The sequence below is a fragment of the Nocardioides albertanoniae genome (assembly GCF_006716315.1).
GTDB classification, from domain to species: Bacteria; Actinomycetota; Actinomycetes; order Propionibacteriales; family Nocardioidaceae; genus Nocardioides; species Nocardioides albertanoniae.
This window is the reverse complement of sequence record NZ_VFOV01000001.1, coordinates 4451198-4477577: the sequence shown is the minus strand read 5'-3', so window position 1 is coordinate 4477577 and position 26380 is coordinate 4451198. Positions and strand designations below refer to the sequence as shown.

Sequence of the window (26380 nt, the reverse complement as noted above, 5' to 3'; positions counted from 1 at the left end):
CTGATGTGGCAGAAGAGCCACCAGGGCGAGTGGGAGGGGTGGGTCATGTACGCGTCGACGTACTCCACCGGCCACGGTCTGAAAGCGCACGTTACGCAGTCGTGGGTCAATGCCGCGCACATCCGAGAAGCCGACAGCCGTCCGCCGTCCTCATAGCTCTGCCGCCAAGCGGGCATGGGCGCCCTCGCTGATGATCACGAGGCGGGCCTTCTTCAGCCCCAAGTGCCTTGATCGTGACAGTCGGGCCGACTGAGTTGACTAGAGGGCGAGGCGAAGCTCAGGGAAAGTGTGGGGTGTTCCGCTGGTTGTGCAATTTAAGGAGTCGCTCCAACAGGTGCATGGCTTCCTTGGTCGGCCACAACGCGCGTGTGAGGTCACTGGTCATCCGGACTGAGATCACGTCAGGGTCGTCAGTCGCGAGGTGTTCTTGCTCTAGGAACAAGAGACTGGACCAGAACCGGCCGTGGGTGAATCCAGAACAAAGACGCCAAAGGAACTCTGTCGAGAGTTCTTGGTTGCCTCCTTCAGGGTTGGTCGCGTCGGCATACTTCACCACCTCTGTGGCGGTGAAGCCGCGGCCGCGAAATTTTGGAGGAACGGCACCAAGCGACCGCTCGGCGATCTCCTCCAGTCGCTTCAGTCTGTCCTCCCCGGAATGCTGCGTGACACCCAGCACCTCGATGGCCCGGCTCCGGTCTTGGATGTTCTGTACGTGCCACCGCAGTGTCCGTTCGACCCTGACGGGTCTCGATGAAGGGCCGAGGATCCAGAGCGCAGTCGCGAAGTCTTCGATCGCCGCTCGTGCAAGCACGAAGTGCGTCGCCTGATGGAGTACCGGCCGGTCGGAGCTCTCAGGCGGGCGTCCCCAGATGAGATGTCGAATGCCGTTGAGGTTGTCAATGCCGGCGCTGAGCAGCATCTGGATCACATGGCTGGTGTGGAACGGGTTGGCCTTGCGGTCATCGGCTGCCAGCGGCGTACCGAATCGCGCGGTGAGCGCCTGGTCCTCAAAGCGCGCCACCGCGGCATCGATACCAGCGACAACCTCGGGCCATCGCTTAAGGGCCAACTCCTCGAGACGGCGGGCTGTCTCCGGATCCGGGCCAAGGCTGTCATCGGTCACTCTGCGATGCTGTCAGCAAGCCGGGCAATTGTGGTACGGCTTTTCGGTTTGGTGGGAGTTGCTCGAGGGCTAGTGCGAGGCTTGGGGCGTGGACAAGACAACTCTCAGCCTGATCATCGGCAGTTTCGCGGCCCTGGTGGCGGTGGGCAATGTGTTTTGGAATGTCTACTCGTGGAGGCATACCGGTGCGCGCTTGCAAGTCAAGGCGACCTCATTCGTGTTTGCGGACTTCCTGACCAGCGATCAATGGTTTGTCGCAATCGAGGCCACCAACAAAGGACGGACCGCAACAACCGTGACTGCTCTGGGCTTTGAGATCCCGAAGGGCGGCGTGATGATTCTTACGGAGCCTGCCGTCCGCATCGACCGCCTGCCTAAGCGCCTGGAACCAGGCGAGACGGTGATCTACCCGGTTAGCCCGGACGATGTTCGGAAGGCGGCCACGGCCCAGGACGTTGACCCGACGGCGTGCATCCCTTACGCGCTCTGTGGGCACGGACGATTCCAAGGGAAGATAGATGCTAACGCCCGCGACCTACTGGTCGACGAACCGCAGTAGTAGTCCGGCCCCCAACCTCATGTTCGAGCGGCCTGCACGGGCGAGACTAGGTGCTGCCCGGTTCTTGGCGCCTCGTGCGGAGGGACCTGGACGCACGGTGCGAAATCTTGCGGATGGGGCCAACTCTGCGTGGAGGTTCTGTGTTGATCATGTCCTCGAGTGCTGTGACAAGGCGTGCGCGGTTCTCGACCAGCGATGCGTAGGCCTCGTTCACCTCGTTCACCGAGTACGAGCGCCCTGGGGCAAGGATGTCCTGCAGGGAACCGGTGCCCTCGGCGTAGTCGGGGAGTGAAATCTGCAATCTCGCGTCGATTCTCTCTGCGAGAGCGTGCTGGGCAATGCCGAGGAGCAGATAGGAATGCTCGAAGTGTTTGAAAAGATAAAGGCGCGCCTGCTGCATGCGCCGTTCAGCTGATGGGCGAAATATGACTCGATCGGCAAGCCACCGGGAACGCGTCAGAGACTCGACGAAAGCCTGGATGGCCTCCTTTAGATCGCTGATCTGTTCGGTCGTGAGTCGCGCTGCGATCTGCTCACGGCTCAGAGTCGCACCCCCCGGTGGGTGCACGGCTTCGTAGATGGCCTTGACCGCATGCCGCAAGCCGGACGGGCTCTCGTCGAAGACGAGCGCATGGCCAAGGTCCAGGACGGCTTGCTCCCAACGCTCGTCATGTCGCCGTCGGGTCTCGACGTGCGGGACGAGGAGGAGTTGAACCATGAGGGAGCCGGCGAGCGCGATCAGGGCGCCGACCACTACGGGGAGCAGTTGACCTATCGACATCGAACTAGGCCAAACCTAGTCGCCTCGACCGGTGAGTTCGTCTTCCAGGTCAGAAACCACTCTCACCGGAAGTTGACACTCCGAGGCGATAAACTCGGCGGCCCTATTCAAACGCGCCCGAAGGAACTCGTCTAGCGACGTGGCGAGGTCTCCCGACGCGGCTTCTATCTCGTCGCGGGAAAGAAACTGTCGCGCAAGGTCCTCGGAGTGCTCAGACGCCAAGACAAAACTCAGGGTGAGCAGATGTGGCGGCGCTACGGTGGACTTGTCGCTTGATCCTCTGGGAATCAGACTACGGGGCGTGGGGAGTACGACGTCTGCATCCTGGCGTGACTGCTCCACTGACGCGCCCAGGGTGCACAGCCAGGCGCGGTGTATTGCGCCAGCAGACTGCTTCGTCGCGTCGCGGAAGACTGTCCAATCCAGATTGATGCTACTCCCTGCGAATGCATCGCCTTGATGGCTCAACTGTTTGTAGTCCGCCTGTGCGACGGTGTTAGATCCAACCGCGTAGCGCGACGTTAGGCAGGACGTCCAGAACCACCGCTTCATCTTAAGTACTTCGGCATGGTCGATTTCGCGTGACCAGATATGAGCGGCCAGAACTACCATGAGGCTGTTATATGGAAGAAATTCTTGCTTTAGGACGCCAAGTTCATGGAATGAGAAGCGAACGGCTTTTGCTAAGGCCTCGACCGCTGAATCCCAGAGGTCATGAATGATGGACGGTGTCAGCGTCAACACTGCGGACGCCCTCACGTCCTCGTGCGCCCGCAGTGTGATCACCTGCAGTGGGGCTAAACCATCATCGCCATAGAATCGGCCCAATTCTGGATGAAAGTTGCGGGCCTCTTCCCATTTGACTCGCAAGTTGAATTCGGGCGTGAATGACTTGGCGACCATCAAGTCGAATGCGCCAAGCTGCTGTCCGGTCTTGTTGACCCGTTCAAAGATCCTAGCGACCGCGGCAGGGTGAGTGCCCTTAGCGATGTAGAGTGCTGGCATCCGATATCTGTAGAGGCCAGAGAGGTGTTCTCGATACATCTCTGTGAGCTGCTTTGTGACAGCTTCGTCTGGCGCCGCAGCGTCTCGCCAATCAAAGAATCGAGTAGATGAGCGCAAGGCGCTAACAGGGAGGTACCCGCCCTCAAACTGCTCTTTCGGAGTTGCGTAGTGCCGATCCCATACTGATCGCTTGAATGTTCTAAGCGCGCCATCCACTGAGTCGATGTCGCCCCACTGTAATTTCTGGCCAAGGCTCACGGCATGTACCGAATCGCTCTGGTCATACAGCGCGGCATACAGCGAAGTAAGGCGTTGTTGTCCGTCTAATACGATCATATTTGGAACGCCGACAAGTTCTGGCGCAAACTCAAAGCGCCGAGGCGAATAGAAGTTCTGGTTCTCCGGGTTTCCCTCAACGAGTAACAGACTCCCCATGGGCCAACCATTCAAGACTGTTGCTAGTAATGCCCGAATATCGCTGTCGGACCAGTCGAAATCGCGCTGGAAGTTCGGCAGAGCCACTTCGCCCTTTGAAATGCCTTCGAGGATCTCTAGCAGGTCGGGGTCATCGATGATCGTCCTTTTCGCCATGTCTATGCTCCCGCTCCGGCAAGTGGCACTGAATCCGATTCATCAAGGCGGTCAATTCCACGCTTCAGCGAGGTGACCACAGATTCTCGTGAGTCAGACGAGAATACAATAAAAAGGGGGGTGTCGTTACCTGGATCATCGGCAAGCGAGGCAACGATCCATTCTCCGCATTGGAGTATCAACCCTTGTGTGATTCGATCGTGTGGAACTACGACGATCTCAGATCCCTTCTCCTTGCACCCATTAGACCGCCACTGACTCTCGAGGCTTTGTGCTAGCGGCTCAGCGGAAGGTCCGTCCAACACATGTATCTTGACCGTCCTCTTTTTTGCCCGACTAGCCTCAAGAATGGCCGGCCAAGGGCCACCCCTAAGCAAGTGTTCGTTGCCAACGGCAACCGATATTGGCAACTCGCCGACGCAGGCTTGACGCCAGTCAACCTCGGACAAGCCACGCACGCCTTTGATGCCTGCGTGGTGAACCTCGGAACTAAGGTTGGCGGTCTGGAGAACGTCGCGAACATACAGCGGCTTTAGGATGAGCTCAGTAATGAGAAGGGCGCCCACGATCGAAAACCCGGCAGACGCTAGCGAGGAGAGCGCAAGGCTCCAGAATTTGTCCGTAACGAAATAGTCGACCCCGACGAGGACAACGGAGAGCAGTAAGGAGGCCAAGCTCCAGGCACCAAGCGCCGTCTTGAGAGCTCGCGCCGACTCGAGTGGTGAACCCCTACCCATCGCTTGCCGACCCTCTCGTGTAGCGCTTCCTGCCCAGCAAGATAGTGCATGCATCTCGTGAGACGCAGCACAACTGGATCTCCCGCAGCCGTTCGCGTGGAACGCGCCGCCACAACGCGCTCCCGTCGAGCGTCGGCCGCCGCGCACGTCCTGATGACCGGTGGCTGCCGCTGCACCCCTTGCGAGGTCGACTCCACCGCCTCGAGCCCGAAACCTGTGACAGCTCGGCACCACTACCAAGGTTTAGCCTGCGGCGGCGCGACCGATGGGGTCGAATAGGTCCATGGTGACCGAGTTCGACCTGCGCCAACGCCCCAGCGGCGAGATCGAGAGGCTGGCGCTTCTTGAGTACGTCATGAGCACAGACGACCGGATTGAGCGCCACTTCTTGGAGGTCAAGTCCGACGTGGATCTCACCCGCAAGGCTGGGCGAGGGAAGGTCGCCAAGTTCATTCTGGGAGCAGCGAACCGCGAGCCCGCCGTTGCTGATGGCTACTTCGAGGGCCACGCCTTGATGGTTCTCGGAGCGGCGCATGGGGCGGCGACGGGCATTGAGGGCTTCGAAGCCAAGGACCTCCACCACGATGTGACTGCGTGGATTGGCACGGACGGCCCGCGGTGGGGATTCGATCGGATTCCGCTCGAGGGTAGTCGGGACGTGATCGTCGTCGACGTGTGGCCGCCAACGGGTGACATTTGGGCGTGCCGAGCTGATGGTGAGGATGAGTCTGCCACGAGGCTCCGAAACGGAGAGATATATCTGCGGGTCGATGGTGAAACTCGGGCGGCCACTGGCAACGAGAAGCACGCGATGTTCCTGCGTCTCAAGCAGATGGCTCAGGCATCGAAAGCTGGTGGAGTCGCGGTCGCTGTCGTTGGTCGCGTGGAGGCGGTTGGAGTCGACCTAGACGTGCTTGATGAGGCCATTGTTCGCCGCGCACGGCAGATGCGACAACACGACAAGGCGTTTCCCACGCCTCGCCGCATTCTCGCAACAGGGGTCGATCTCTGGGAGCGCAATGCCCGGATTCAGCCGGCCAAAGGTCTGGTGGCGATCGCAGCTGCCATTAGTCCAGGGATCCAGATCGAAGTCTGCAACAAGATGAAGACGTACCTGCAAGAGGTCCAGATCGAGGTGAAGTTCGACGGCAACATCACTGCGGGCTGGTGTAGTGACGACGATCCGAACCTGTTCCCAGAAACACCGATCCCGTGGAAGACCGCTGAGCCCCAGCCTCTGCCGGTGATGCCGTCCGATGCGGAAATGGCGCAGGTATGGCGGTCGTCAGCGAGCAGCGATGCAGACCGTGAGATCCGGGTCAAGCAGGCGAGGCCAGCGGTGTTGACGATCGACGTGCGAGTACTCCGGCCGCACGAGGTTTTCGAGACTGAACCACGCGAGGTGGCGTTGGTTGTGCTTGTCGGAGATGAGAACGATCCGCCATCGGAGATCCTCTGCACGTATCGAGTGTCAGCCTCCAACATGGATGACCTGATCTACGGCGAGTTCGTGGTCCCGGTGGAGTACGGCGACTGGCGCGAACCGGTCCGCCAGTTCATCAGCGAAGACCGCCCCTAGCGAGCATGCTGGCCCGCCGTTGTCGCCACCGATGGGATCAATCATGGTTTCGGAATCATGCGACGGTTCGGCTACGCAAGCGAACAGGATGAACCAGGCAGGGAGCAGTCGGACGCTTCCGACGAGGACGAGAGCGATCGGCGATGACCCATCATTAGGCTCCACGGGAACCGATGGGTGACCTGCCTGCCTGGTCGATGTGTTCCCCCCGGATTCCCCCCGAGGGTGGAATGTGGTGCAACAGATGCAACGTCTGATGCCCCTTGTAAGCGCATGATGCTGGGACGACATGCCTTCGCAATGAGAAGGCCAGGGGTTCGAATCCCCTCAGCTCCACCAACAAGAACCCCGTCTGATCTGCGGAAACGCGGAAGGTCAGGCGGGGTTCTCTGGATTTGGTGCTGCCGTTCCGGGGGAAGGTCGCCCTGATTCCTCCCGAGACGTTCAGACGAACCAATCCATTCTTGCCCGGCGGGCATTCCTGACAGACTGTCGTCATGGATCGCGAGGAGATCGTGCGGCTGCGGCGGGTGCGCGACCTGATCGACCGGGAGTACGCGGAGCCGCTGGACCTGCAGCGGCTCGCGGGCGAGGCGTACATGTCGGTCGGGCACTTCCAGCGGCGGTTCAAGGAGGCGTTCGGCGAGACGCCTTACTCCTGGTTGATGACGCGGCGGGTGGAGCGGGCGATGTCGTTGTTGCGGCTGGGGGAGCAGAGCGTGACCGAGGTCTGCATGGCCGTCGGGTGTACGTCGCTCGGATCGTTCAGCGAACGGTTCTCCGAGCTGGTCGGGATGTCGCCGAGCGCCTATCGGAGGCTGGACCATGCTGACCTCGCCGGTATCCCCGGTTGCATCTCCAAGCAGGTGACCCGCCCGCACCGAAGGTGATCATTTTCGGAGAAGCATCGAGCCGGCGCCCGTCGGTAGCGTCACCGGCATGAACACAGCAACCAGATCCATATCTCTCAACAACTGTTTCGTCATGGTCGATGACCCGGACGCCGCGCTCGCGTTCTACCGCGACGCGGTCGGGCTCCAGGTGAAGACGGATGTCACCAACGGTGACTTCCGCTGGCTCACGGTCTGCGCCCCCAGCCAGCCGGACGTCGAGATCACCATCTCCAAGATCGGCTCCGGATTCCCGATGTCGGACGCCGACCGGGAGGCGCTCGGCGACCTGATGGCCAAGGGCCTTCTCTCCGCGCTGATCTTCGACGTCGACGATGTCGACGCCGTTTTCGAGCACATCCGGTCGACGGGCGCCGAGGTGCTCCAGGAGCCCGCCGACCAGTTCTACGGCGTGCGCGACTGCGCGTTCCGTGACCCGGCGGGCAACATGATCCGGTTCAAGGCCGACAAGCCCGAGGTGGCTGACCTTCCCGGCGCCGGCGATCGCGGCGAGGGCTGAACCGTGTGCCGCCCGGGTTGGCACAGCTCAGCGCTGCGGGCGGACCATTCCGCTCTCGTAGGCGAGCACGACGATCTGGACGCGGTCGCGCAGCCGCAGCTTCGACAGGATCCGGCCGACGTGGGTCTTGACGGTGGCCTCGCCGAGGAAGAGGCGGGCGGCGATCTCCGCGTTCGTCGCGCCGCTGGCGACCTCGCGGACGATCTCGCGCTCGTGCGCCCGTGGGGCGAGCGGGTGCCCGGATGGGTGCCCGGCCTGAGCGGGCGGTCGGTCCACCCGCTGGTCGTGGCCGTGCCGGCGATGCTCGGGGCGGTGACGCTCACCGTGCTGTGGACGGTTGCGATCGGTCGGGCGCCGTTCGGCGACTTCTTCGACTACTTCTCCTCGCCGTGGACCAAGGCCCTCGTGGCCGTGTGCTACCTGCCGCTGCTCGCGTGGGGTCCGCTGCTCGCAGCGCTCACGATGAGCTACTACCGCCGGCGGTCGTCGGAGGGCGCGTCGTCGGAGGCAGCGGTCGCGACCGCCTCGCTCTCCACCGGGCGCCGCGACCAGTAGCTCGCCAGGGTCGAGCCGCTCACGTTGTGCCACACCGAGAAGATCGCTGCGGGCAGGGCGGCCGCGGGTGCGAAGTGGACGGTGGCCAGCGCTGCGGCCAGCCCGGAGTTCTGCATGCCGACCTCGATGCTGATCGCGCGCCGGCTCGTGACCGGCATGCCGCACACGCGCCCGACCGCGTATCCGAGCGTGAGGCCGGCGACGTTGTGGAGCACCACGGCGAGCACGACGAGCAGGCCGACCGAGACCAGCGTGGAGGCGCTGCCGGCCACGACGGCCAGCACGACCGCGGTGATGCCCACGACCGAGACCAGCGGCAGCACGTCGACGACCCGTTCGACGAGCTTCGGCAGGAGCAGCCGGAGCACGAGCCCGATCAGCACCGGCACGAGCACGATCTTCACGATCGAGACGAACAGGTCGCTGGCCGAGACGGGCAGGTCCTCACCGACCAGCAGCAGCACGAGCAGGGGCGTCAGCAGGGGCGCGAGCAGCGTCGAGACCGACGTCATCGCCACCGAGAGCGCCGTGTCTCCGCGGGCGAGGAACACCATCACGTTCGACGCGGTGCCGCCCGGCGCGCAGCCCACCAGGATCATGCCCGCGGTGAGCACCGGGGAGAGATCGAGCGCGTGCGCGATGCCCCAGCCGAGCAGCGGCATCACCGTGAACTGGGTCGCGACGCCCAGCAGCAGGGCCCACGGCCGCCGGCCGATGATCGCGAAGTCGACGGGCCGCAGCGTCATGCCCATCCCGAGCATGATGATCTGCAGGAGCACCGGCACGGCCCCGGCCCAGCCGTCGAAGGTGCTCGGCGTGGCCAGCGCGATCGCACCGGCGGCGAGCACGATCAGGGCGAACCATCGCCCGACGAACGCGCTGACCTGTCGCACTGTGTTCATGGTCGCATCGTAGACAGTCCGGCGCCGCCTCCTGCGGACGGTTCTGCCCTCTGAAACGGCGCTGAGAGCGAGGCCGGAAACGAGGATGGAGCGACGTACGCCGCCGGCGCTCAGCCGGCCGGCCAGTGCGCGTTCGCGTGCGTGAGCGCCGGCTTCTCCAGCGCCGCGACCAGCCGCTCGAAGAGCGCTGCCGCGGCGGGCGCGCTCCAGCCCGGGGCGAGCACCTCGTGGGGCAGGCCGGGGTCGCGGAACGGCAGCTTGCGCCACCGGCCGACGATGTCGAGATAGGTGGTGAAGGCGTGCCGGCCGGAGGGCGCCTCGCTCTCCAGCCGGTCGGCGAGGTCGCTGTGGGCGGCGATGAAGTCGCGATAGCTCTGGTCGATCGCGGCGAGGTCCCAGCTGCTGTAGACGAGCTCGGTGAGGTCCTGGGTGCCGTGGTAGCCGCCGACGAAGATCGCGGCGTACGACTCGAGCCCGAGCTCGGTCACCGCCCGCTCGGCCGCCTCGCGCATCCGCGCGGGGGCGATCCACAGGGCGGTGCCGACGTTGCCGAAGCCCAGGTGGGAGAGGTGTGCCCGCAGCTGGTGCCGCTTGGCGCGCATCGCCTCGGGCACGCCGAAGTTCACGATGCACCAGCCATCGGCGAGGTCGGCGGGCTTGCGGGCGTGCCAGATGACCTCGTCGCCCGCGGCGAGCGTGGTCAGGGCCGTCGAGGTGAGCGCGTATCCACGGATGCCGCCGCGCGACTCCGAGGTGAGCCAGCCGTTGCGCTTGAGCCGGTGCACCGCGGTGCGTACGGACGGCGCGTCGAGCCCGGCCTGGGCGAGGAGGTCGACAGCGCCGGCGATCGGCATCCAGTCACCGAGCGGTCGCACGACGGCGCCGAGGAAGGTCACCACGGTGGTGCGCGAACGTCGGTGCTGCTGGGTCGTCGGCTCGGCCTTCGTCACCCGCGGCATTCTGCCGGACTCTCCCTAGGCTCCCCGCGCACCCATCTCACGTGGACCTGCTCGGGCGCGCCGTCCCTGAGCAGCTGCAGCCGCGGCGGGATCTTGTCGCTGCGCGCGGTCGGCGGCTTGCGCTGCCCGGCCGCCCACGACACCGGCCAGTCGGCCGCCTCGCCGTGATAGTCCTGCTCGGCCGCGGCGTGCAGCGTCCAGCTGGGGTCGAAGAGATGGGTGCGGCCGAGCGCGCAGAGGTCGGCACGGCCGGCGAGCAGGATCGAGTTGACGTCGTCGTAGGACGAGATCGCGCCCACCGCGATCACCTTCGCGCCGGCGGGCTCGGCGACCAGGTGGCGGATCTTGTCGGCGAACGGGGTCTGGTAGGAGCGACCGAAGTCCGGCTTCTCGTCCTTGCTCACCTGGCCGGAGGAGACGTCGACGGCGGCCGCTCCGTGACCGACGAAGGCGCGGGCGATCTCCACGGCGTCGTCGTCGGTGTTGCCGTCGGGCATCCAGTCGGTCGCGGAGATCCGCACGGTCACGGGGATACGCGACGGCACCGCGGCCCGTACGGCGTCGAAGACCTCGAGGGGGAACCGGAGCCGGTTGTCCAAGGGGCCGCCGTAGTCGTCGTCGCGGTGGTTGGCGATAGGCGAGAGGAACGAGCTGAGCAGGTAGCCGTGGGCCGCGTGCACCTCCACCAGGTCGAACCCGGCGTCGACGGCGCGCCGCGCGGCCGCGACGAAGTCGGCGACCACCTGGTCGAGGTCGGCGCGCGTCGCCTCGCGTGGCACGTGGCAGCCGTCGCCGTAGGGGAGCGGCGAGGGGCCGATGACCTCCCAGTTGCCCGAGGTCAGCGGCTCGTCCATCCCCTCCCACATCAGCCTCGTCGAGCCCTTGCGGCCGGAGTGGCCCAGCTGCACGCCGATCTTGGCGGTGGACCTGGCATGCACGAAGTCGGTGACCGTACGCCACGCGTCGCGCTGCTCGTCGTTCCACAGTCCCGGGCAGCCGGGCGTGATCCGGCCCTCCGGGGAGACGCAGGTCATCTCGGTCATCACCAGGCCGGCGCCGCCGAGCGCCTTGGAGCCGAGATGCACGAGGTGGAACTCGTCGGGGACGCCGTCGGTCGCGGCGTACATGTCCATCGGCGAGAGCATGACCCGGTTCTTCAGGTCGAGCTCGCCGATGCGTACGGGCTGGAACATCGCCGGCCGCACCTCGCCGGCACCTTGGTGGCGGGCGAACTCCGCCTCCATCCGGGCGGCGAAGTCGGCGTCGCGCTCCTCGAGGTTCGCGAAGGTGATCCGGCGCGACCGGGTCAGCAGGTTGAAGACGAACTGGGCGGGCTCCTGGTCGGCGTACATGCCGATGTTCTCGAACCACTCCAGCGAGGCCTGGGCCGCGCGCTGCGTCGACTCCACGACCGGCTTGCGCTCGCTCTGGTAGGCCTCGAGCGCCTCGTCGAGACCGGCGTGCTCGTGGAGGCAGGCGGCGAGGGCGAGGGCGTCCTCCATCGCGAGCTTGGTGCCCGACCCGATCGAGAAGTGAGCGGTGTGGGCGGCGTCGCCGAGCAGCACCACGTTGCCGTCGTGCCAGTGCTCGTTGCGTACGGTCTGGAAGCTGGTCCACCGGGAGCTGTTGGTCAGGATCGCGTGCCCGCGCAGCTCGTCGGCGAAGATCTCGGCGATCCGGTCGACCTGGCTCTCGGCACCGTCGAGGCCGGCGCGGCGCCACACGTCCTCGTGCATCTCCACGATGAAGGTCGAACCGCGCTCGGAGTAGGGGTAGCCGTGGATCTGCATCGTGCCCCACCGCGTCTGCTTGACGAAGAACTGGAACGCCTCGAAGACCAGGTCGGTGCCGAACCAGATGTACGTGTTCTTCCGGTGGTCCAGGCTGGGGCCGAACCGGTCGGCGTACTTCGTGCGGATCCGCGAGTGGACCCCGTCGGCGGCCAGCACCAGGTCGTACGCCGCGCGGAGCTCGTCCGGGTCGGGCGCCTCGGTGCGGAAGTGGATGGTGACGCCGAGCTCGACGGCTCGCTGCTGCAGGATCTGCAGCAGCTCCTTGCGTCCCATCGCGGCGAACCCCTGACCGCCGACGGTGAACGAGTCGCGGCGACCCTCCCGGTCGGTGACGGTGACGTCGATGTCGGTCCAGCGCGCGAAGCGTTGCTCCATCCGGTCGTGCACGACCTGGTCGGCACCCTCGATGCTGCCGAGGGTCTCGTCGGAGAAGACGACTCCGAAGCCGAAGGTGTCGTCGGGGGCGTTGCGCTCCCAGAGGGTGATCTCGTGACCGGGGTCGAGGCTCTTCATCAGGGTGGCGAAGTAGAGCCCGCCGGGACCGCCCCCCACGATCCCGATCCTCATGCAGAGCCCTCCGACTCGACGATCTGACGCAGCTTGAAGTGCTGCAGCTTTCCGCTGGTGTTGCGCGGCAGCGCGGGGATGAAGCGGATGTCGCGGGGGCGCTTGTAGGCAGCCAGCCGCTCCTTGACGTGCTGTTGCAGCTCCTCCGCCTTCGCGTCGTCGCCGCTGACACCGTCGCGGAGCACCACGAACGCGCAGACGACCGCGCCGCGGTCGGCATCGGGCCGGCCGACGACGCCCGACTCGACCACGTCGGGATGGGTGCCGAGCGCCTCCTCGACCTCCGGTCCGCCGATGTTGTAGCCCGAGGAGACGATCATGTTGTCGGTGCGCGAGCGGTAGAAGAAGTAGCCGTCGTCGTCGCGGAGGAAGGTGTCGCCGGTGATGTTCCAGCCGTTGACGACGTAGCCGCGCTGGCGCTCGTCGTCGAGGTAGCGACAGCCGACGGGGCCGATCACCGCGAGCCGGCCCTCGACTCCCGGGCCGACCTCGCTGCCGTCGGCGTCGAGGATCGTGGCTCGGAATCCGGGCACGGGCCGCCCGGTCGCCCCGGGGCGGATGTCGTCGCCGGCCGCGGAGATGAAGATGTGGAGCATCTCGGTGGCGCCGATGCCGTCGATCACCCGCAGCCCGAGCTCGCGCTCGAGCTCCTCCCAGGTGGCCTGGGGCATGTGCTCGCCGGCGGTGACCGCGACCCGCAGGCCGCCGAGCCGTCCGATCCGACCCGACTTGAGGATCTGCTTGTAGGCCGTCGGCGCGGTCGCCAGCGCGGTGACGCCGTGCTCGGCGACCAGGTCGGCGAGCTCGACCGGCGTCACCTTCTCGGTGAGCAGCGCGCAGGCACCGGCCCGGAGGGCGAAGACGACCAGCATGCCGAGGCCGAAGGTGAACGCGAACGGAGCCGTGCAGGCGACCAGGTCGTCCGGCTCGAGCCGCAGCGTCGTACGCCCGAAGGTGTTGTCGATCGACAAGATGTCGCGGTGGAAGTGGGTGGTGACCTTGGGTACGCCGGTCGTGCCCGAGGTCGGGCTGAAGAGTGCGACGTCGTCGGCCGCGGTGTCGGCGGCGGCGAAGTCGGCCGCCTTGGTGAGCACTCGTCTGGTCAGATCGTCGTCGGCGTCGCCGCCGAAGGTGACCACGGTGAGCCCGGGCGCGCTCGCGTCCCTGACCGCGTGGACGTCGTCGACGAAGCGGTGGTCGACGAGGGCGATCGCCGGCCGGGTCTTCTCGACGATCGGGGTCAGCTCGGTCGCCCGCAGCGCCGCCATCGTGGTCACCACGATGCCGCCGGCCTTGAGCACCCCGAGCCAGGCCGCCACGGTCCACGGGTTGTTCGGTGAGCGCAGCAGCACCCGGTTGCCGGTGACCAGGCCGAGGTCGTCGACCAGGACGTGCGCGATCTGGTTTGCGCGGGTCTGCAGCTCGCCGTAGGTCCAGGTCGTGCCGTCGGGGGTGCGCAGGGCCGGCCGGTCCGCTCCGTGCAGTGCTGTGGGTACGTCGATGAGCTCGGTGGCCGCGTTGAGCCGGTCGGGATAGTCCAGCAGCGGGGTCGTGAACTCCAGCGTCGGCCACTGGTCGGCCGGTGGCAGGTGGTCGCGGGCGAAGGTGTCGGTGTAGCCGGTCGCACCCGAGGTGATCATGCCGAGGCTCCTTCGCGGATCATGCCCTCTTGCACGACGGTCGCGACGAGCACGCCGTCGGTGGTGAAGAAGCGACCGACGGCCGTGCCGCGGCCGTGCTCGACCGAGACCGCGTCCTGGGCGTAGAGCAGCCAGTCGCCCATCGTGACCGGCCGGTGGAACCACATCGCGTGATCGAGGCTCGCGGTGACCAGGCCTTCGTCGGCCCAGGCCAGCCCGAGCACCCGGAGTGCCGGCTCGAGGATCGTGTAGTCGCAGACGTACGCGAGGGCCGCGGTGTCGCGCTGCTCGTCGGTGAGTCCTGCGACGGGCCGGAGCGGGTCGTACGGCTTCACCCAGAGGGCCTGGTGGGGAGCTCGCTCGCCCTCGACGCTCAGGTAGACGGGCCCGGGGAGGTGTCGCATGTCGAAGCTGCGGCCACCGGACCAGTAGGCCTTCGAGGTCTCGGTCATGGTGCCGCCGGAGCGGTCGGCGAGGTAGTCCGCCGACGTCGGCAGGGTCTCGGGTCCGGGGATGTCGGGCGGCATCGTCGCCTGGAAGCTGCCGCCGGGCGCGCCGGCGGCGAAGCTCGCCAGGCACACGTAGACGGGCTTGCCGTTCTGGAAGCCGCGCACCTGCCGGGTGCTGTAGCCGCGACCGTCGCGGAGCACCTCGACCTCGTAGCGCACCTCGGCCCCGATGTCGACCGGCCGCATGAAGTAGGAGTGCATCGAGTGCATCGACTTGCCGTCGGTCACCGACCGGGAGGCGGCGACGAGAGCCTGGGCGACCATGTCGCCGCCGTACGCCTTCGGCCACGGGCAGGGCTGGGTGGTCGCGGCGAAGGCGAGGTCGAAGAGCTCCGGCTCGCACACCTCGAGGGTGACGGCGTCGGTGAAGATCGCGCTCGTCTCCTGGGTCGCGGTCGTGGTCATGGCCGCTCCGTCCAGTCGCGGAGGTCGGCGTCGTCGACCTGCGGGAGGTTGACCACGATGTTGTCGGGCGTGCGGGTGGTCATCCAGGTGAGCGGGTTGTTGCGGTCGAGGTTGCACTCGACGTGGGGCAGGAACGGCGGCACGAACACCCAGTCGCCCTCCGACATGTCGAGGTAGTCCTCGAACTTCTCGCCGAAGTAGATCCGGGCGCGGCCCGAGAGCACGTAGCCACCCGTCTCGGCCTCGCCGTGGTGATGAGGCACCGAGCGGTAGCCGGCCAGGTTGTGCACCTTGCCGAACCAGAGCCTCGTGGCCGGTGTGTGCTGGATGCTGATCCCGCTCACGCGGGTCGCGCCCTCGCTCTGGCCGGTGCGGTCGGGCTCGGAGCCGGCGCGGGTCACGACCGGCACGACGAGCCCGCCTTCGGTCGCGTACGTCGTGTACGTCGTGCCGTCGTTGTCGTCGCTGTTGTCGACGGCGTGGCTGCTGTTCGGATCCATGGTGGTCCTGTCTGCAGGGGAGGTGCGGTCCCATGGGGTCTGCGTGTTTCAATTTCTGCACGAACGTTGTGGGCATGTCAATAGATGCCCTACCGTCGACCCATGCACACCGACCTCACGCCGACCCCGGTGAACCCCGCGTCGCTGCCCGCGCCGCGCGGCTACTCCCACGGCACGCTGAGCGGCAACACGCTCTACCTCGGTGGCCAGACCGCGCTCGACGAGCAGATGCGCATCGTGCCCGGCGGCATCGTCGAGCAGTTCCGGGCGGCGTTCGGCAACGTGCTGACCACGCTGCGGGAGGCCGGCGGCATCCCGGAGGATCTGGTCTCGATCACCATCTATCTGACCGACATCCCCGACTACCAGCACCACGGCAAGGAGATCGGTGCGGTCTGGCGCGAGCTGGCCGGGCCGGTCTACCCGGCGATGGCAGGCATCGGCACCACCGCGCTGTGGCAGCCCGAGGCGATGATCGAGATCCTCGGTGTCGCCGTCATCCCCGACGAGCGTCTGGTGGCTCCAGGAGGGGGTCAGGCAACGACGCCGTCGAGCGCGTCGGCGGCGGTGCCGAGCGACCAGTAGCGCCGGTCGTGGTGCAGGAGCGGGCGCACCGAGGCGCCCGCATCGCTCAGGTCGACCGTGTCGACCTCGAGCAGCACCAGCCAGGCCTCACCGGCGGGCACCACGCGGGTCACGCGCCCGTAGAAGCTCGCGGCGGCCCGGTCGAGCACCGGAGGCCGTCCCGGCTGGAACGTCCAACCCTGCTCGTCGGTGAACCGCGGCGCCGTCCGGTGGGCGAAGGCGGCGGCGAGGGTGGCCTGGTCGTCGTCGAGGACGTGCACGGCCAGCTCACCGCATCCGACGATGGCCGGCCCGGACCGGCCGGCACGCGAGACCGAGAACGAGAGGAGCGGCGGGTTCGCGCTCACCGAGGAGAGGCTCGAGATGGTGACCCCGACCGGACCCGCCTGGGTCGATGCGGCCACGATGGCCACGCCCGTGGGGTATCGGCGGAACCCCGCCTTGAACCGGTCGGCGAGTGCGTCGCTCAAGCCGTCCTCCTCTTCTCGTGGCCGTCTCGGCCGCAACGTACATCATCTGGTCGGTGCCTTCGTCGCGACGTTAAGACATCAAGTGTGGTTGAGGTCCAGCCATCAGCGACGTGACCTTCCACTCATCGTCGGGCGGTCGTGCCGGTCAGTATTTCTGTGTCTGTCGCACGAGACCGCGCCCTAAGGTGAGGTCATGACCGTGCCTCCTGCTCCGGGACCCCGCTGGCTCGGGGACGCCGGCCAGATCACGCTCGCGGCCGGGCTCGCGCTGGTGCTGCTTCCGGTCGGGTGGAGCTCGGTCGCCGACGGGGAGGTCGCGCTCGGCTGGGAGGTGGCACTCCTGGGTGCGCTGATCGCGCTGCACGCCGCCGTCGCCACCGCGCGACGCCGGCCGCGGCCGTCCTTCGTCGTCGGCGCGGTGGCCGAGCTGGTGATGGTCGCCGCGCCCGACCTGAGCGGTCCGACCGCGGCGGCGGCCGGGAGCGACTACGGTCCGCTGCTGCTGCCCAGCGGCCTGTGCTTCTTCGTGCTGCTCTACGCGGTGAGCGCGCGGGAGCCGAGGCCGTGGCCGGGGGTCGCGCTCGGCATCGGGCTGGTGGGGTGCCTGCTGGCCGTCGTACGCCTGTGGCGGTTCGACGGCACCGGGCTGGAGGGGTGGACCTGGTGGCTGATGGTGGCCACCGCGACGGTCGCGGCCACGGTGGCGGCATGGGCCCTCGGCCGGTTCCAGGCCACCCGGGCCGCCTGGACCGACCAGCTCGCCGACCGTGCCGCCGCCGACGAACGGCAGCGCATCGCGCGCGAGATGCACGACGTGGTGGCTCACTCGCTGGCAGTGGTGGTCAGCCACGCGGAGGCGGGGCGGATGGTCGTCGCGCAGCAGCCGGAGCGTGCCGGCGACATCCTCGACACGATCTCGACGACCGGACGGGAGGCGCTCACCGAGATGCGCGGGCTGCTCGGTGTGCTCGGCGGTGACCGGGAGTCGCCGACCACGCCGCAGCCGGGCCTCTCCGACCTCGACGACCTGGTCGAGCGGATGCGCGGCGCCGGGTTGCAGGTGAGCTATGCGGGCGCCGAGCCCGGTCCGGTCGCTCCCGCGCTCGGCCTGACCGCCTACCGCGTCGTGCAGGAGGCGCTCACCAATGTCACTCGCCACGCCGGCGCCGGAGCGGCCGCGACGGTGACGGTGACCCGCACCGACCGGCAGCTGGAGGTCGACGTGCATGACGACGGCGTCGCGGGCCAGAGCCTCCAGAGCCCGTCGGGGCGTGGCCTCCGCGGGATGCGCGAGCGGGTGGCGGCGGTGGGCGGCAGCCTCGAGGCGGGCCCCGACGGCGACGGATGGCGCGTGCACGCCATGATGCCGCTATGAGCGAGCCACAGGACCCGATCCGGGTCGCGATCGCCGACGACCAGGAGCTGATGCGTTCGGCGCTGCGGATGATGGTGGAGACCCAGCCCGACCTCGAGCTCGCCGGCGAGGCGGCCGACGGTCACGAGGCGCTCGCCCTGGTGCGTACGAAGCGGGTCGACGTCGTGCTCATGGACCTGCGGATGCCCCGCCTCGACGGGATCCAGGCGACGGCGGCCATCACCGGCGAGCGGCCGGCCACGCGGGTGGTCGCGCTGACCACCTTCGACCTCGACGACTACGCCTTCCCGGCGATCCGCGCCGGCGCCAGCGGCTTCCTCCTCAAGGACGCCCGCGCCGAGGAGATCGTCGACGCGATCCGCACCGTTCATGCAGGTCACGCGGTGGTTGCGCCGTCGACGACGCGGCGTCTGCTGGAGCACGTCGCGACCGCCCCGGCCGCCGACAGCGGTCGTGCCGCCGACATCCGCGCCGCGCTCACACCCCGCGAGCTCGACACGCTGCTCGAGATGGCCACCGGCGACAGCAACGCCGAGATCGCGCGGCGCATCCACCTCTCCGAGGCGACGGTGAAGACCCATGTCGGCCACGTGCTCGCCAAGCTCGGGCTGCGCGACCGGGTGCAGGCGGTCGTGCTGGCCTACGAGGCCGGGCTGGTCGGCCACCGCAGCTGAGCTCAGCCCGGCTGAGACCGCCTCATCCTGGAGGATGAGAACCGCGCGACCTGGGGGCGAAGTGCCCACGCTCGGCGCGGACGAGTGTGGAGCCATGACCACACGCACCGCCCCCAGAGGGCACACATCGACCACGCTGAGCCTGATCAGGAAGGGCCCGCTTCCCTCGGGCGCCTACGCGGGTCAGGCCTGGCGCATCCACGAGATCGCCACCGACTTCGACCTGGAGGACGTCTGGGCACTGCCCGTGCAGGGCGGGCCCGACGACTTTCCCCGCTTCGTCGAGGCGGTGATGAACGGCGACGAACGCGACTTCCCCGCGGCGTACCGTCTCCTCTTCGCCGTGCGCTGGGCCCTGGGCCGCGTGCTCGGCACCGACACGCACGAGCACGGCCTGGAGGAGCGGGTCGAATCTCTGCACGACCGGCTCCCCGCGGATCTCGGCGAGCACCCCGCACCCGTGCGGGAGGAGAGCCCGTTCCGCCCGCTCTACCTGACCGATCGGGAGTACGCCGCGGAGATCGCCAACCGCACCATGCACGGTGTGCTCCACATCGGCTGGGTCGAGGACGCGACCGCGTCCGACGGTTTCAGCGCGCAGCTGAGCGTGCTGGTGCGACCCAACGGCCTGTGCGGCGAGGCCTACATGGCGTTCATCAAGCCGTTCCGCTATCTCGTCGTCTACCCGGCGATGCTGCGCACGTTCGAGCAGCGCTGGGAGTCGGCTGCCGCCGAGAGGAGCGTGGCCTGATGAGCACCGTGACGATGCACGCGAACGAACGTACGTGGCGGGGTTCTGCCGTGCTGCGGTCGGCGCCATGGGTGGCCGGCGCCTGGTCGCTCGCCTTCGGCGCCCTGACCGGTCTGGCTCTCATCGGCCGCACGCCCGACCCGTGGGTGCCCGAGGCCGCCTCGGCGCTCGGTGGCCTCAGCGGTGGCCAGATGTCGGCGCTGATCGCCTCGGCCGCGCTCGTCACCCTGGTCGCCGGGGCGTTCGCCGTCAGATCGAGAGGTGCACCCGAGCGCGGCGACCGCCCAGGTGCGCACCGGTGGCTGGGGTGGCTGCTGATCGGCGTCGGGCTCGTGGTGGCTCTGGTCATCTCCGACGTGCGCGCGCTGTCGTTCCTCGGGTATCTGCCGCAGACGCTGATGGCGCTGATCGATGTCGGCCCGGCCGCGGGCCACATCAACTGGGAGCTGGTGCTCGGCTCGGGCAAGGCGCTCGCCCACGTCGTGGGTGGGCTGGCGATCGTGGGCTCCGGCATCCGCGTGCTCCAGCGTTCGGAGCAGCACGGTCGGCTCGACTGGAGCCGCTGGGCGCGCTGGGGGCGCCCAGCTGTCACGGTCGCGATCATCATCCCGATGTTCTATGCCGTCACCCGGATGGCCTGGGCGATCGACGTGCCGTTCGGGATCCGGCCCGAGATGCTGGACGAGCTCGGTGAGGGTCGCTGGGCAGGGCTCGGGCTGGCGCTCTCCGCCGTCGCCGGATGCGTCCTCACCTGGGGCCTGGTGGCCCGCTGGGGCGAGGTGTTCTGGCGCTGGGTGCCCGGCATCGGAGGCCGTTCGGTGCCGGTGGCGATGGCTCTGGTGCCCGGGTTCCTGGTCGCCGCAGCCGTGACCTCCGCGGGGCTGTCCTTCTGGCGGATGGCCGTCGCGGACGACCTCTGGACCGTGCCCGGCACCAATGCCGACTGGGCCGCGTGGGCTCCCGAGATGCTCTGGCCGCTGTGGGGTGTCGCGCTCTCCGTCGCCTGCCTCGCCTACCTGGGGCGGCGCACCGCTCAGGTGCGGTAGCGGTGACGAGATCCCCGCTCTGCCTGGAACGTCCGGGTCGAGCGGGGCTCGACGATTTCGGAGCCGCCCTAGTGTGCAGCGTCCAGTTGAACACTCGGCCACGACTAAGTTAAATCTTGAACCTGCCGGTGACGGAGCGTCATCGACCACGGACCATGGTCCCATGCGAATCCGTCCCCCACGCGTCGGTCGCCCGCGTTCGGAGAGCTCGAACCACTCGGCCGGTCAGGGCGACCCGGCGCCATCGCAGGGCATCAGCCTCGCGACCCGGCTGACCCAGGAGAGCCGGGTCCTGCCTGACGAGGCCTCCGACATCGTGGCCCAGCTGGCCCGCATCCTCACCGCCGGTCATGCCAGCGGGCACGTGCACGGAGACGTACGTCCGGCCACGATCGGCTTCGGGCCTGACGGTCGGGTCGTGTTCATCAGTGCACCGGCCCCGCGAGCGGGGGAGAGCCTGCCCTACCTGGCGCCCGAGCGGATCGAACGCCAGCGGCCGGGCACGGCCAGCGACATCTACGCGCTGGGTGCGGTGTTCTTCGAGCTGCTCGTCGGTCGTCCGCCGTACGCCGGGCGAAGCCCCGAACGCATCGGCTCGCTCGTGACGGTGCCGGGCCAGATCGACGGCCTCGTCACCGCGATGCTCGCCGACGAGCCGGTCAAACGCCCGAAGGCCGAGGAGGTGCTGGCGGTGCTCGAGAGCGGGGTCGACGCGCCGCCGAAGAGGATCGTCGCGCCGTCCGCGCGCACCTGGCGCAGCGGCAGGTTCTCGCCGCCCGTGCTCGGTGCGCTGATGGTGCTGCTTCTGACCGGGCTGGTCTTCGGCAGCTGGGGGGCGCTCCGGGCGGGCGAGGCGGCGTCGACGATGGGCCGCGCCGAGCCGCTGGCCGAGATCCTGCCGACCAGCTTCGCGCTCGCCTTCAACCTCTCGGTCGAGCGCGACGCGCTGCGCAGCAGCGGACGGGTGTCCGCGGAGTTCCTCAAGGTGACCAACGAGTCCATCAAGGCGTGGACCCGCGAGGTCGACGGGATCGAGGCCAGCGACGATCCGGGGCTGCGGCGGCGTACGGAGAGGACGGCGGCAGCGCTCGAACGTCTCTCCGACTTCCGCGTCGCTGCCCGGCTGGGTGACAGGGCGAACGCGGACGCCGACGTGGCGACCTACACCAACGCGGTCAACGGTCTCTTCGACCTGGCCGCTGAGCTGCCGACGTTCCAGGACGACGACCTGGCCAGGCAGGCGAGGAATCTGGAGTCGATCGGACCGGTCTCGGAGGTGCTCGGCTTCGAGCGCAAGATCATGGCGACCGCGCTGCGCAAGGGCGAGATCAGCGAGAAGGGGATCTCCGACCTCAGCGCGGCCCAGAGCTCGTGGACGACCCACTCGGAGTCGATCTACGAGGACGCGGCGCCGCCGACCCGCAAGGCGCTCGACTCCATCTCGGGTGGCTCGTTCGCCTACGGGTCCTACGGCGTCACCTCGCAGCGCGCGGTCATCCGTGTGCTCAACGCCCGAGACGTCGACGACGTGGTCAGGCAGCTGAAGGACGGCTCCGCCGGCGTCGCTGTCGACCAGTTCTGGCTCGCCGACGCCGCCACCTTCGTGCAGGACCTCAAGAACGTCATCGTCGACGCGGCCCAGAAGCTGGCCGACGACATCGATGCGAAGCACAGCAGCGCGCAGAACCGGCTCAACGGCTGGCGAGTGCTCATCGTGGTCAGCCTGGTGGCCCTCGCCGCTCTCGGCGTCGCCACCTACCGGGCGAGACGGCGATCAGGTGAGGCGTAATCTGGCGAGTCGGCCAGACATCGATGGAAATCATCGGTGCGTAAACGAGACGCACAGGGTGTGAGTCAGACAACATATGCGAATGCGCACGCGCCCTCCGATCGCAGGTAGATATCGCCTGCACCGACTCATCGGCCGCGGCGGGATGGGCGAGGTCTGGCAGGCAGCCGACATCAGGCTCGAACGCTGGGTGGCTGTGAAGGTCGTGGAGACCTCCGCCGACCCCAAGGTGACCGAACGGTTCCGGCGCGAGGCGCTCTCGACGACCGCGGCCAGCCACCCGGGCACGGTGCAGGTGCACGACGTCGGCGTGGAGAAGACCGAGTTCAGCAGCATCGTCTACCTGGTCATGGAGCTGCTGCCCGGACCGACCCTGGCCGAACGGCTCGGGAAGCAGGGACGGTTCTCGGTCGAGGAGGCCTACGAGGCCATCCTCCAGGTCGCGCGCACGCTCACTGCGGTGCACTCCTCGGGGATCATCCACCGCGACATCAAGCCCTCCAACCTCGTCTACGACGGCGACGGCCGGATCCGGGTGCTCGACTTCGGCATCGCGCAGCTGGCCAGCCACGAAGCCGAGCGGCTCACCTCGACGCGCCACGTGATGGGCAGCCTGCCCTACATCTCGCCCGAGCAGGCCGCCGACAACGTGGTCGGCCCGCCCAGCGACATCTACGCGCTCGGCTGCGTCTTCTTCGAGCTGCTCACGGGGCGCGCGCCGTTCGCGGGCTCCGAGCCGGTCTCGATGATCTACCAGCACGTGACGGCGCCGGTGCCGCGTGTCAACGACGTCGTGAAGGTGCCGCCGGTCGTCGACGAGTTCGTGGCGTCGATGATGGGCAAGGACCCCTCACGGCGTCCGACCGCGGGTGAGGTCGTCGCCTTCGCCCGTAGGCCAGGGGCCGTGACCCTGACGGCCGGCGGACCGGGCAGTCGGGAGCTGGGTGGCGCCCAGTCGGTGGCGAGCCCGCTGGCGCTGCCGTCCCGCTCGACGGCGACTGCGGCGGGCGGGGGTGCGGGTGCGGGCGAGTCGGAGCGGCGTACGCCTCGATCCCACGCGGCTCCGAAGGAGAAGCTGCTCCGCAAGCGGGTGCTCGGCGCGCTCGTGGTGCCCGCGGTGATCGCGATGGTGCTGGGCGGGATGACCTTCGTGGACGCGTTGAAGGAGCGCAGCGTCTCTCAGCCGGCGGTGACCATCGCCGAAGCGATGCCGGAGAGCTACGAGCTCGGGATGGACCTGATCTTCGAGCGCGACGCGATGAGTGCCGATCAGGTGCCCGACGCGGTGCAGCAGGCCTATCGACGGGTGACCGACGACTCGATCGACGCGTGGCGCGCGGACATCGACAAGGTCGATCTCGCCGCGGCCCCGAGCCTGCGTGACCGGGTCGAGCGCACGTCGTCGGTGCTGCAGGCCATCGACGCCTATCGAGACGATCTCGAGCGGGGCGACAAGGCGAGCAGCCAGGCCGCACTGGCCGCCTACACCAACACCGCCTACGACCTGTTGGACTTCGCTTCCGAGATGCCGAACATCCGCAACGAGAAGATCTACAAGCAGATCATCAACCTCAAGCACGTCCGGTCGGCGTCGGAGTCGTTGGGTGTCGAGCGTGCGGTGATGGTGCCCGCACTCCTGACCGGCCAGATCGACGAGGAGCCGCTGGAGTCGCTCAGCAAGGCGCGTACGTCCTGGCAGATCAACTCCCGGACGTTCTACGACGACACCCCGGAGGCGTCGCAGAAGTCGCTCGACAAGATCTCGGGCGGCACGTTCGCCGACGGCTCCCGCGGTGTGGTCTCCCAGAACGCCGTCGCCCAGGTCATCAACGACGGATCCGTCGCCAAGGCTGCCGCCGCGCTGGAGGCCCATGGCACCGGTGCGCCGGCGGTGCAGGTCTGGGCCGACGACATGACCCGCTTCATCCAGCGGCTCAAGGACACCATCGTCAAGATGACGCTGACTTTCGTCGACGACGTCGAAGCCGAGGACCGAGGCGTCGAGACCAAGCTCGTGCTGAGCGCGGTGACCGCCGTGCTGGGCCTCATCGGCACGCTCGCGCTCCTCGCCGGGATCTTCGTCGTACGCCCCATTCGCGGCCGTCGGCGGTCGGTGGAGACTCGAACCGCCGGCTGAGCCTCAGATCATCGCGGTCAGGCTGGCGATCAGCATGTCCCAGCGGCTCTCGACGTCGAAGCCCATCTGGCTCAGCAGCGCCCATCCGAAGCCGACGACCGCGTAGAGAGTGATCGGCGTCATCACGATCCACTCACGGATCGAGCCCGCGTCGCCGAGGATCGGGAGTGCGAGGTTGCCGCCGCGGGTCCACATGTTGTCGAAGGGAAGCCACTTGTTGCGGGTGATCCACCTCGGTGGTCTGTTGGCCAGGGGCCAGAACAACGGGATACCCATCGTCGTCAAGAAGTCGCCCAGCAGATGCACCGTGCAGCCCAACGCGACCGAGAAGGGCATCCACCACCATTCCTCGGGCGCGAAGACGGCGATGATCGTCGCCAACGAGACCGCGGCGATCCACGGCCAGAGCACACCACGCCGGGTGAGCTTCAGCGCGTCCATGGCGAAGGCGACCAGCAGCACGCACATGATGCCGGGGCCGATCAGTACGCTGCCGAACCGTTCGGTCTCGAGCGAGAGCGTCCCCGCGCCCCAGGCCAGGGCGGTGAACACGAGCACGCCGAGGATGGAGTGGGTGCCGTTGCGGTGGCCGCCGGAGAGGTGTCCGACGAGCTTGGTCAGACCCTCCGTGACCGGAGGCAGCGAGTTGGCGATCGTGCCGTTGTGGTGGTCGGCGTCGGGAAGCAGCGCTGCCCCGGCACAGACCAGGGTGCCGGTCATCACGCCGATGTCGGAGACCCCCGGATAGCACCCGAAGGCGATCGGTGCCGTCGATGTCACTGCGATCCACGCGGCCGCGCCGGAGGCCGCGTGATGCCCGCCCATCATGTGAAGTTGTGTCCCTCTCCAGTGTTCCCCCGCGAAATGATCGCGGCCGAACGTACCGGTCGAACGGCGGTCGCTCGACCGTGGGGGCGGTGTGTCTGCGGGACGAGATTCGAATCACTGTTCGACGAGCCGAGGGGTGCGGTTCGGGCCGGGATCCGAATAGGATGCGCGGTCATGACGACTACCGGTGCCGAGGGTGATGCCCGTCGCGCGCCGTGGACCTTCGAGACCAGCCGGTGCGCGGCCGCGGTGACTCCGGAGGCGATCGAGTTCCGGTTCATGGTGACCGCCCCCGACGGCACGCTGAGCGAGATGATGCTCTCCGTCGGCCGCCACGACATGCCGGCGCTGCTCGAGGAGGTGGCCTTCGAGATGCCCGAGGCGCTCGAATGGATGTCGAGCGCGATCATGACGGTCGCCCGGGAGCGGCGTCTGGCCGAGGAGGCCTCGTCGGTCCCGCACCAGCGCGGGGCATAACCTCGCGTCGGGCAGGGTTGTCCCTGCGACACGACTCGATCCGAGGAGAGAACTGTGACCACGACGCACGACTTCGACGCGACGGCTGCCGACGGCAGCACTGTCCCGCTCGGTGACTACCAGGGCAAGCTGCTGCTCATCGTCAACGTGGCGAGCAAGTGCGGTCTGACCCCGCAGTACGAAGGTCTGGAGGCGCTCTACCGGGCCACCAAGGACCAGGGCGTGGAGGTGCTCGGCTTCCCGACCAACCAGTTCCTCGGCCAGGAGCCTGGCTCCGACGACGAGATCCAGGACTTCTGCAAGACGAACTACGACGTCACCTTCCCGGTCCTGGCCAAGGTGGACGTCAACGGGGAGCACGCCGAGCCGCTCTACGAGTTCCTCCGCGCCGAGGCGCCCGGTGACTGGGGTCCGCACCTGGGCCCGTTCTACGAGCACGTCAAGGACCTGACCCCTGGCACCGAGCCGGGCGACATCAAGTGGAACTTCACCAAGTTCCTCATCGGGCGCGACGGCGAGGTCATCAAGCGGTACGAGCCACCGGTGACGCCCGAGGAGATCCGCGAGGATCTCGCGCAGTATCTCTGAGCCAAGACCCGACGGCGCTCGATCCCGGTGTCTGCCGGGTCGAGC

Annotated in this window: 25 protein-coding genes and 1 pseudogene; 14 read left to right on the top strand and 12 right to left on the bottom strand. The window is 67.7% G+C overall.

Features of this window, described 5'->3' with window-relative positions; all coding sequences use genetic code 11:
• Positions 1-277: 277 nt before the first annotated feature.
• Complete coding sequence (locus FB381_RS21435) at positions 278-1123, bottom strand: hypothetical protein (RefSeq protein ID WP_141782161.1); 846 nt, start codon at positions 1121-1123, stop codon at positions 278-280.
• A gap of 88 nt (positions 1124-1211) precedes the next feature.
• Between FB381_RS21435 and FB381_RS21430 the strand changes: the two genes are divergently transcribed.
• Positions 1212-1682, top strand: a complete 471-nt coding sequence (locus tag FB381_RS21430) for a hypothetical protein (protein WP_141782160.1) — start codon at positions 1212-1214, stop codon at positions 1680-1682.
• Between the two features lie 46 nt (positions 1683-1728).
• Here the strand turns inward: FB381_RS21430 and FB381_RS23990 are convergent, their stop codons facing one another.
• Positions 1729-2436, bottom strand: a complete 708-nt coding sequence (locus tag FB381_RS23990; RefSeq protein ID WP_170225266.1) for a hypothetical protein — start codon at positions 2434-2436, stop codon at positions 1729-1731.
• Positions 2437-2478: 42 nt separating this feature from the next.
• Positions 2479-4059: a DUF262 domain-containing protein gene (locus FB381_RS21420; protein ID WP_141782158.1), complete on the bottom strand. Its 1581-nt coding sequence runs from the start codon at positions 4057-4059 to the stop codon at positions 2479-2481.
• A 1020-nt stretch (positions 4060-5079) separates the two neighbouring features.
• On the opposite strand from FB381_RS21420, the gene FB381_RS21415 reads away from it, so the two are divergent.
• The 3 genes from FB381_RS21415 to FB381_RS21405 all read left to right on the top strand — a co-directional run bounded on the left by FB381_RS21415 (position 5080) and on the right by FB381_RS21405 (position 7785).
• Positions 5080-6375, top strand: a complete 1296-nt coding sequence (locus FB381_RS21415) for a hypothetical protein (RefSeq protein ID WP_141782157.1) — start codon at positions 5080-5082, stop codon at positions 6373-6375.
• A gap of 497 nt (positions 6376-6872) precedes the next feature.
• The gene (locus FB381_RS21410; protein ID WP_141782156.1) at positions 6873-7265 is read left to right on the top strand and encodes a helix-turn-helix transcriptional regulator; all 393 of its coding nucleotides are present in this window, start codon (positions 6873-6875) and stop codon (positions 7263-7265) included.
• Positions 7266-7314: 49 nt separating this feature from the next.
• Complete coding sequence (locus FB381_RS21405; RefSeq protein WP_141782155.1) at positions 7315-7785, top strand: VOC family protein; 471 nt, start codon at positions 7315-7317, stop codon at positions 7783-7785.
• A gap of 27 nt (positions 7786-7812) precedes the next feature.
• Here FB381_RS21405 and FB381_RS24365 read toward each other — a convergent pair.
• Positions 7813-7998 (bottom strand): annotated as a pseudogene (locus FB381_RS24365) (response regulator transcription factor); the annotation flags it as partial.
• Positions 7999-8070: 72 nt separating this feature from the next.
• Between FB381_RS24365 and FB381_RS24360 the strand changes: the two are divergent.
• Entirely contained in the window at positions 8071-8340 is a 270-nt protein-coding gene (locus FB381_RS24360) for a hypothetical protein (RefSeq protein WP_246088250.1), read from the top strand.
• On the opposite strand, the gene FB381_RS21395 is transcribed toward FB381_RS24360, so the two are convergent.
• The 6 genes from FB381_RS21395 to FB381_RS21370 form a co-directional block, all read right to left on the bottom strand.
• The gene (locus tag FB381_RS21395; RefSeq protein WP_141782153.1) at positions 8256-9242 is read right to left on the bottom strand and encodes a bile acid:sodium symporter family protein; all 987 of its coding nucleotides are present in this window, start codon (positions 9240-9242) and stop codon (positions 8256-8258) included. The two genes, FB381_RS24360 and FB381_RS21395, sit on opposite strands and share 85 nt — an antisense overlap.
• A 110-nt stretch (positions 9243-9352) precedes the next feature.
• Positions 9353-10192, bottom strand: coding sequence for a PaaX family transcriptional regulator (locus tag FB381_RS21390; RefSeq protein WP_246088249.1), 840 nt, complete (start codon positions 10190-10192; stop codon positions 9353-9355).
• On the bottom strand, positions 10189-12546 hold the full coding sequence (locus FB381_RS21385) for a bifunctional salicylyl-CoA 5-hydroxylase/oxidoreductase (protein WP_246088248.1): 2358 nt from the start codon (positions 12544-12546) through the stop codon (positions 10189-10191). The genes FB381_RS21390 and FB381_RS21385 overlap by 4 nt, the downstream gene beginning before the upstream one ends.
• Positions 12547-12557: 11 nt before the next feature.
• Positions 12558-14201 carry an AMP-binding protein gene (locus FB381_RS21380; protein WP_141782150.1) on the bottom strand — a complete coding sequence of 548 codons (1644 nt, stop codon included), beginning with the start codon at positions 14199-14201 and terminating at the stop codon, positions 12558-12560.
• The gene (locus tag FB381_RS21375) at positions 14198-15115 is read right to left on the bottom strand and encodes an acyl-CoA thioesterase (protein WP_141782149.1); all 918 of its coding nucleotides are present in this window, start codon (positions 15113-15115) and stop codon (positions 14198-14200) included. The genes FB381_RS21380 and FB381_RS21375 overlap by 4 nt, the downstream gene beginning before the upstream one ends.
• Complete coding sequence (locus FB381_RS21370; RefSeq protein ID WP_141782148.1) at positions 15112-15615, bottom strand: cupin domain-containing protein; 504 nt, start codon at positions 15613-15615, stop codon at positions 15112-15114. Before FB381_RS21370 ends, FB381_RS21375 begins: the two co-directional genes overlap by 4 nt.
• A gap of 102 nt (positions 15616-15717) precedes the next feature.
• Between FB381_RS21370 and FB381_RS21365 the strand changes: the two genes are divergently transcribed.
• Positions 15718-16200 carry a RidA family protein gene (locus FB381_RS21365; protein ID WP_141782147.1) on the top strand — a complete coding sequence of 161 codons (483 nt, stop codon included), beginning with the start codon at positions 15718-15720 and terminating at the stop codon, positions 16198-16200.
• On the opposite strand, the gene FB381_RS21360 is transcribed toward FB381_RS21365, so the two are convergent.
• On the bottom strand, positions 16149-16670 hold the full coding sequence (locus tag FB381_RS21360; protein ID WP_170225265.1) for a flavin reductase family protein: 522 nt from the start codon (positions 16668-16670) through the stop codon (positions 16149-16151). The two genes, FB381_RS21365 and FB381_RS21360, sit on opposite strands and share 52 nt — an antisense overlap.
• Positions 16671-16863: 193 nt before the next feature.
• Between FB381_RS21360 and FB381_RS21355 the strand changes: the two genes are divergently transcribed.
• The 6 genes from FB381_RS21355 to FB381_RS21330 all read left to right on the top strand — a co-directional run bounded on the left by FB381_RS21355 (position 16864) and on the right by FB381_RS21330 (position 24442).
• Entirely contained in the window at positions 16864-18045 is a 1182-nt protein-coding gene (locus tag FB381_RS21355; protein WP_141782145.1) for a sensor histidine kinase, read from the top strand.
• Positions 18042-18719 carry a response regulator transcription factor gene (locus tag FB381_RS21350; protein ID WP_141782144.1) on the top strand — a complete coding sequence of 226 codons (678 nt, stop codon included), beginning with the start codon at positions 18042-18044 and terminating at the stop codon, positions 18717-18719. Before FB381_RS21355 ends, FB381_RS21350 begins: the two co-directional genes overlap by 4 nt.
• Positions 18720-18813: 94 nt before the next feature.
• Positions 18814-19470 carry a DUF2867 domain-containing protein gene (locus tag FB381_RS21345; protein WP_141782143.1) on the top strand — a complete coding sequence of 219 codons (657 nt, stop codon included), beginning with the start codon at positions 18814-18816 and terminating at the stop codon, positions 19468-19470.
• Positions 19470-20516 (top strand): hypothetical protein, encoded by a 1047-nt coding sequence (locus FB381_RS21340; RefSeq protein ID WP_141782142.1) that lies wholly within the window; start codon positions 19470-19472, stop codon positions 20514-20516. The genes FB381_RS21345 and FB381_RS21340 overlap by 1 nt, the downstream gene beginning before the upstream one ends.
• A gap of 163 nt (positions 20517-20679) precedes the next feature.
• Entirely contained in the window at positions 20680-22305 is a 1626-nt protein-coding gene (locus tag FB381_RS21335; protein ID WP_170225264.1) for a serine/threonine protein kinase, read from the top strand.
• Positions 22306-22387: 82 nt separating this feature from the next.
• Positions 22388-24442, top strand: coding sequence for a protein kinase domain-containing protein (locus FB381_RS21330; RefSeq protein ID WP_170225263.1), 2055 nt, complete (start codon positions 22388-22390; stop codon positions 24440-24442).
• 3 nt (positions 24443-24445) lie between these two features.
• Here the strand turns inward: FB381_RS21330 and FB381_RS21325 are convergent, their stop codons facing one another.
• The gene (locus tag FB381_RS21325) at positions 24446-25267 is read right to left on the bottom strand and encodes a metal-dependent hydrolase (protein WP_246088247.1); all 822 of its coding nucleotides are present in this window, start codon (positions 25265-25267) and stop codon (positions 24446-24448) included.
• A gap of 177 nt (positions 25268-25444) precedes the next feature.
• Here FB381_RS21325 and FB381_RS21320 point away from each other — a divergent pair, with 177 nt between their 5' ends.
• Together FB381_RS21320 and FB381_RS21315 are read left to right on the top strand one after the other, a co-directional pair.
• Positions 25445-25747: a hypothetical protein gene (locus FB381_RS21320; RefSeq protein ID WP_141782138.1), complete on the top strand. Its 303-nt coding sequence runs from the start codon at positions 25445-25447 to the stop codon at positions 25745-25747.
• A 54-nt stretch (positions 25748-25801) separates the two neighbouring features.
• The gene (locus tag FB381_RS21315) at positions 25802-26335 is read left to right on the top strand and encodes a glutathione peroxidase (protein WP_141782137.1); all 534 of its coding nucleotides are present in this window, start codon (positions 25802-25804) and stop codon (positions 26333-26335) included.
• The last annotated feature ends 45 nt before the right edge of the window (positions 26336-26380 follow it).

Coding starts and splice junctions, on each gene's coding strand:
- FB381_RS21410 (WP_141782156.1), top strand. CDS start 6,873: ATGGATCGCGAGGAGATCGTGCGGCTGCGGCGGGTGCGCGACCTGATC.
- FB381_RS21345 (WP_141782143.1), top strand. CDS start 18,814: ATGACCACACGCACCGCCCCCAGAGGGCACACATCGACCACGCTGAGC.
- FB381_RS21415 (WP_141782157.1), top strand. CDS start 5,080: ATGGTGACCGAGTTCGACCTGCGCCAACGCCCCAGCGGCGAGATCGAG.
- FB381_RS21330 (WP_170225263.1), top strand. CDS start 22,388: ATGCGCACGCGCCCTCCGATCGCAGGTAGATATCGCCTGCACCGACTC.
- FB381_RS21325 (WP_246088247.1), bottom strand. CDS start 25,267: ATGGGCGGGCATCACGCGGCCTCCGGCGCGGCCGCGTGGATCGCAGTG.
- FB381_RS21370 (WP_141782148.1), bottom strand. CDS start 15,615: ATGGATCCGAACAGCAGCCACGCCGTCGACAACAGCGACGACAACGAC.
- FB381_RS21405 (WP_141782155.1), top strand. CDS start 7,315: ATGAACACAGCAACCAGATCCATATCTCTCAACAACTGTTTCGTCATG.
- FB381_RS21350 (WP_141782144.1), top strand. CDS start 18,042: ATGAGCGAGCCACAGGACCCGATCCGGGTCGCGATCGCCGACGACCAG.
- FB381_RS21320 (WP_141782138.1), top strand. CDS start 25,445: ATGACGACTACCGGTGCCGAGGGTGATGCCCGTCGCGCGCCGTGGACC.
- FB381_RS21380 (WP_141782150.1), bottom strand. CDS start 14,201: ATGATCACCTCGGGTGCGACCGGCTACACCGACACCTTCGCCCGCGAC.
- FB381_RS21375 (WP_141782149.1), bottom strand. CDS start 15,115: ATGACCACGACCGCGACCCAGGAGACGAGCGCGATCTTCACCGACGCC.
- FB381_RS21335 (WP_170225264.1), top strand. CDS start 20,680: ATGCGAATCCGTCCCCCACGCGTCGGTCGCCCGCGTTCGGAGAGCTCG.
- FB381_RS21420 (WP_141782158.1), bottom strand. CDS start 4,059: ATGGCGAAAAGGACGATCATCGATGACCCCGACCTGCTAGAGATCCTC.
- FB381_RS21365 (WP_141782147.1), top strand. CDS start 15,718: ATGCACACCGACCTCACGCCGACCCCGGTGAACCCCGCGTCGCTGCCC.
- FB381_RS21340 (WP_141782142.1), top strand. CDS start 19,470: ATGAGCACCGTGACGATGCACGCGAACGAACGTACGTGGCGGGGTTCT.
- FB381_RS21355 (WP_141782145.1), top strand. CDS start 16,864: ATGACCGTGCCTCCTGCTCCGGGACCCCGCTGGCTCGGGGACGCCGGC.
- FB381_RS21395 (WP_141782153.1), bottom strand. CDS start 9,242: ATGAACACAGTGCGACAGGTCAGCGCGTTCGTCGGGCGATGGTTCGCC.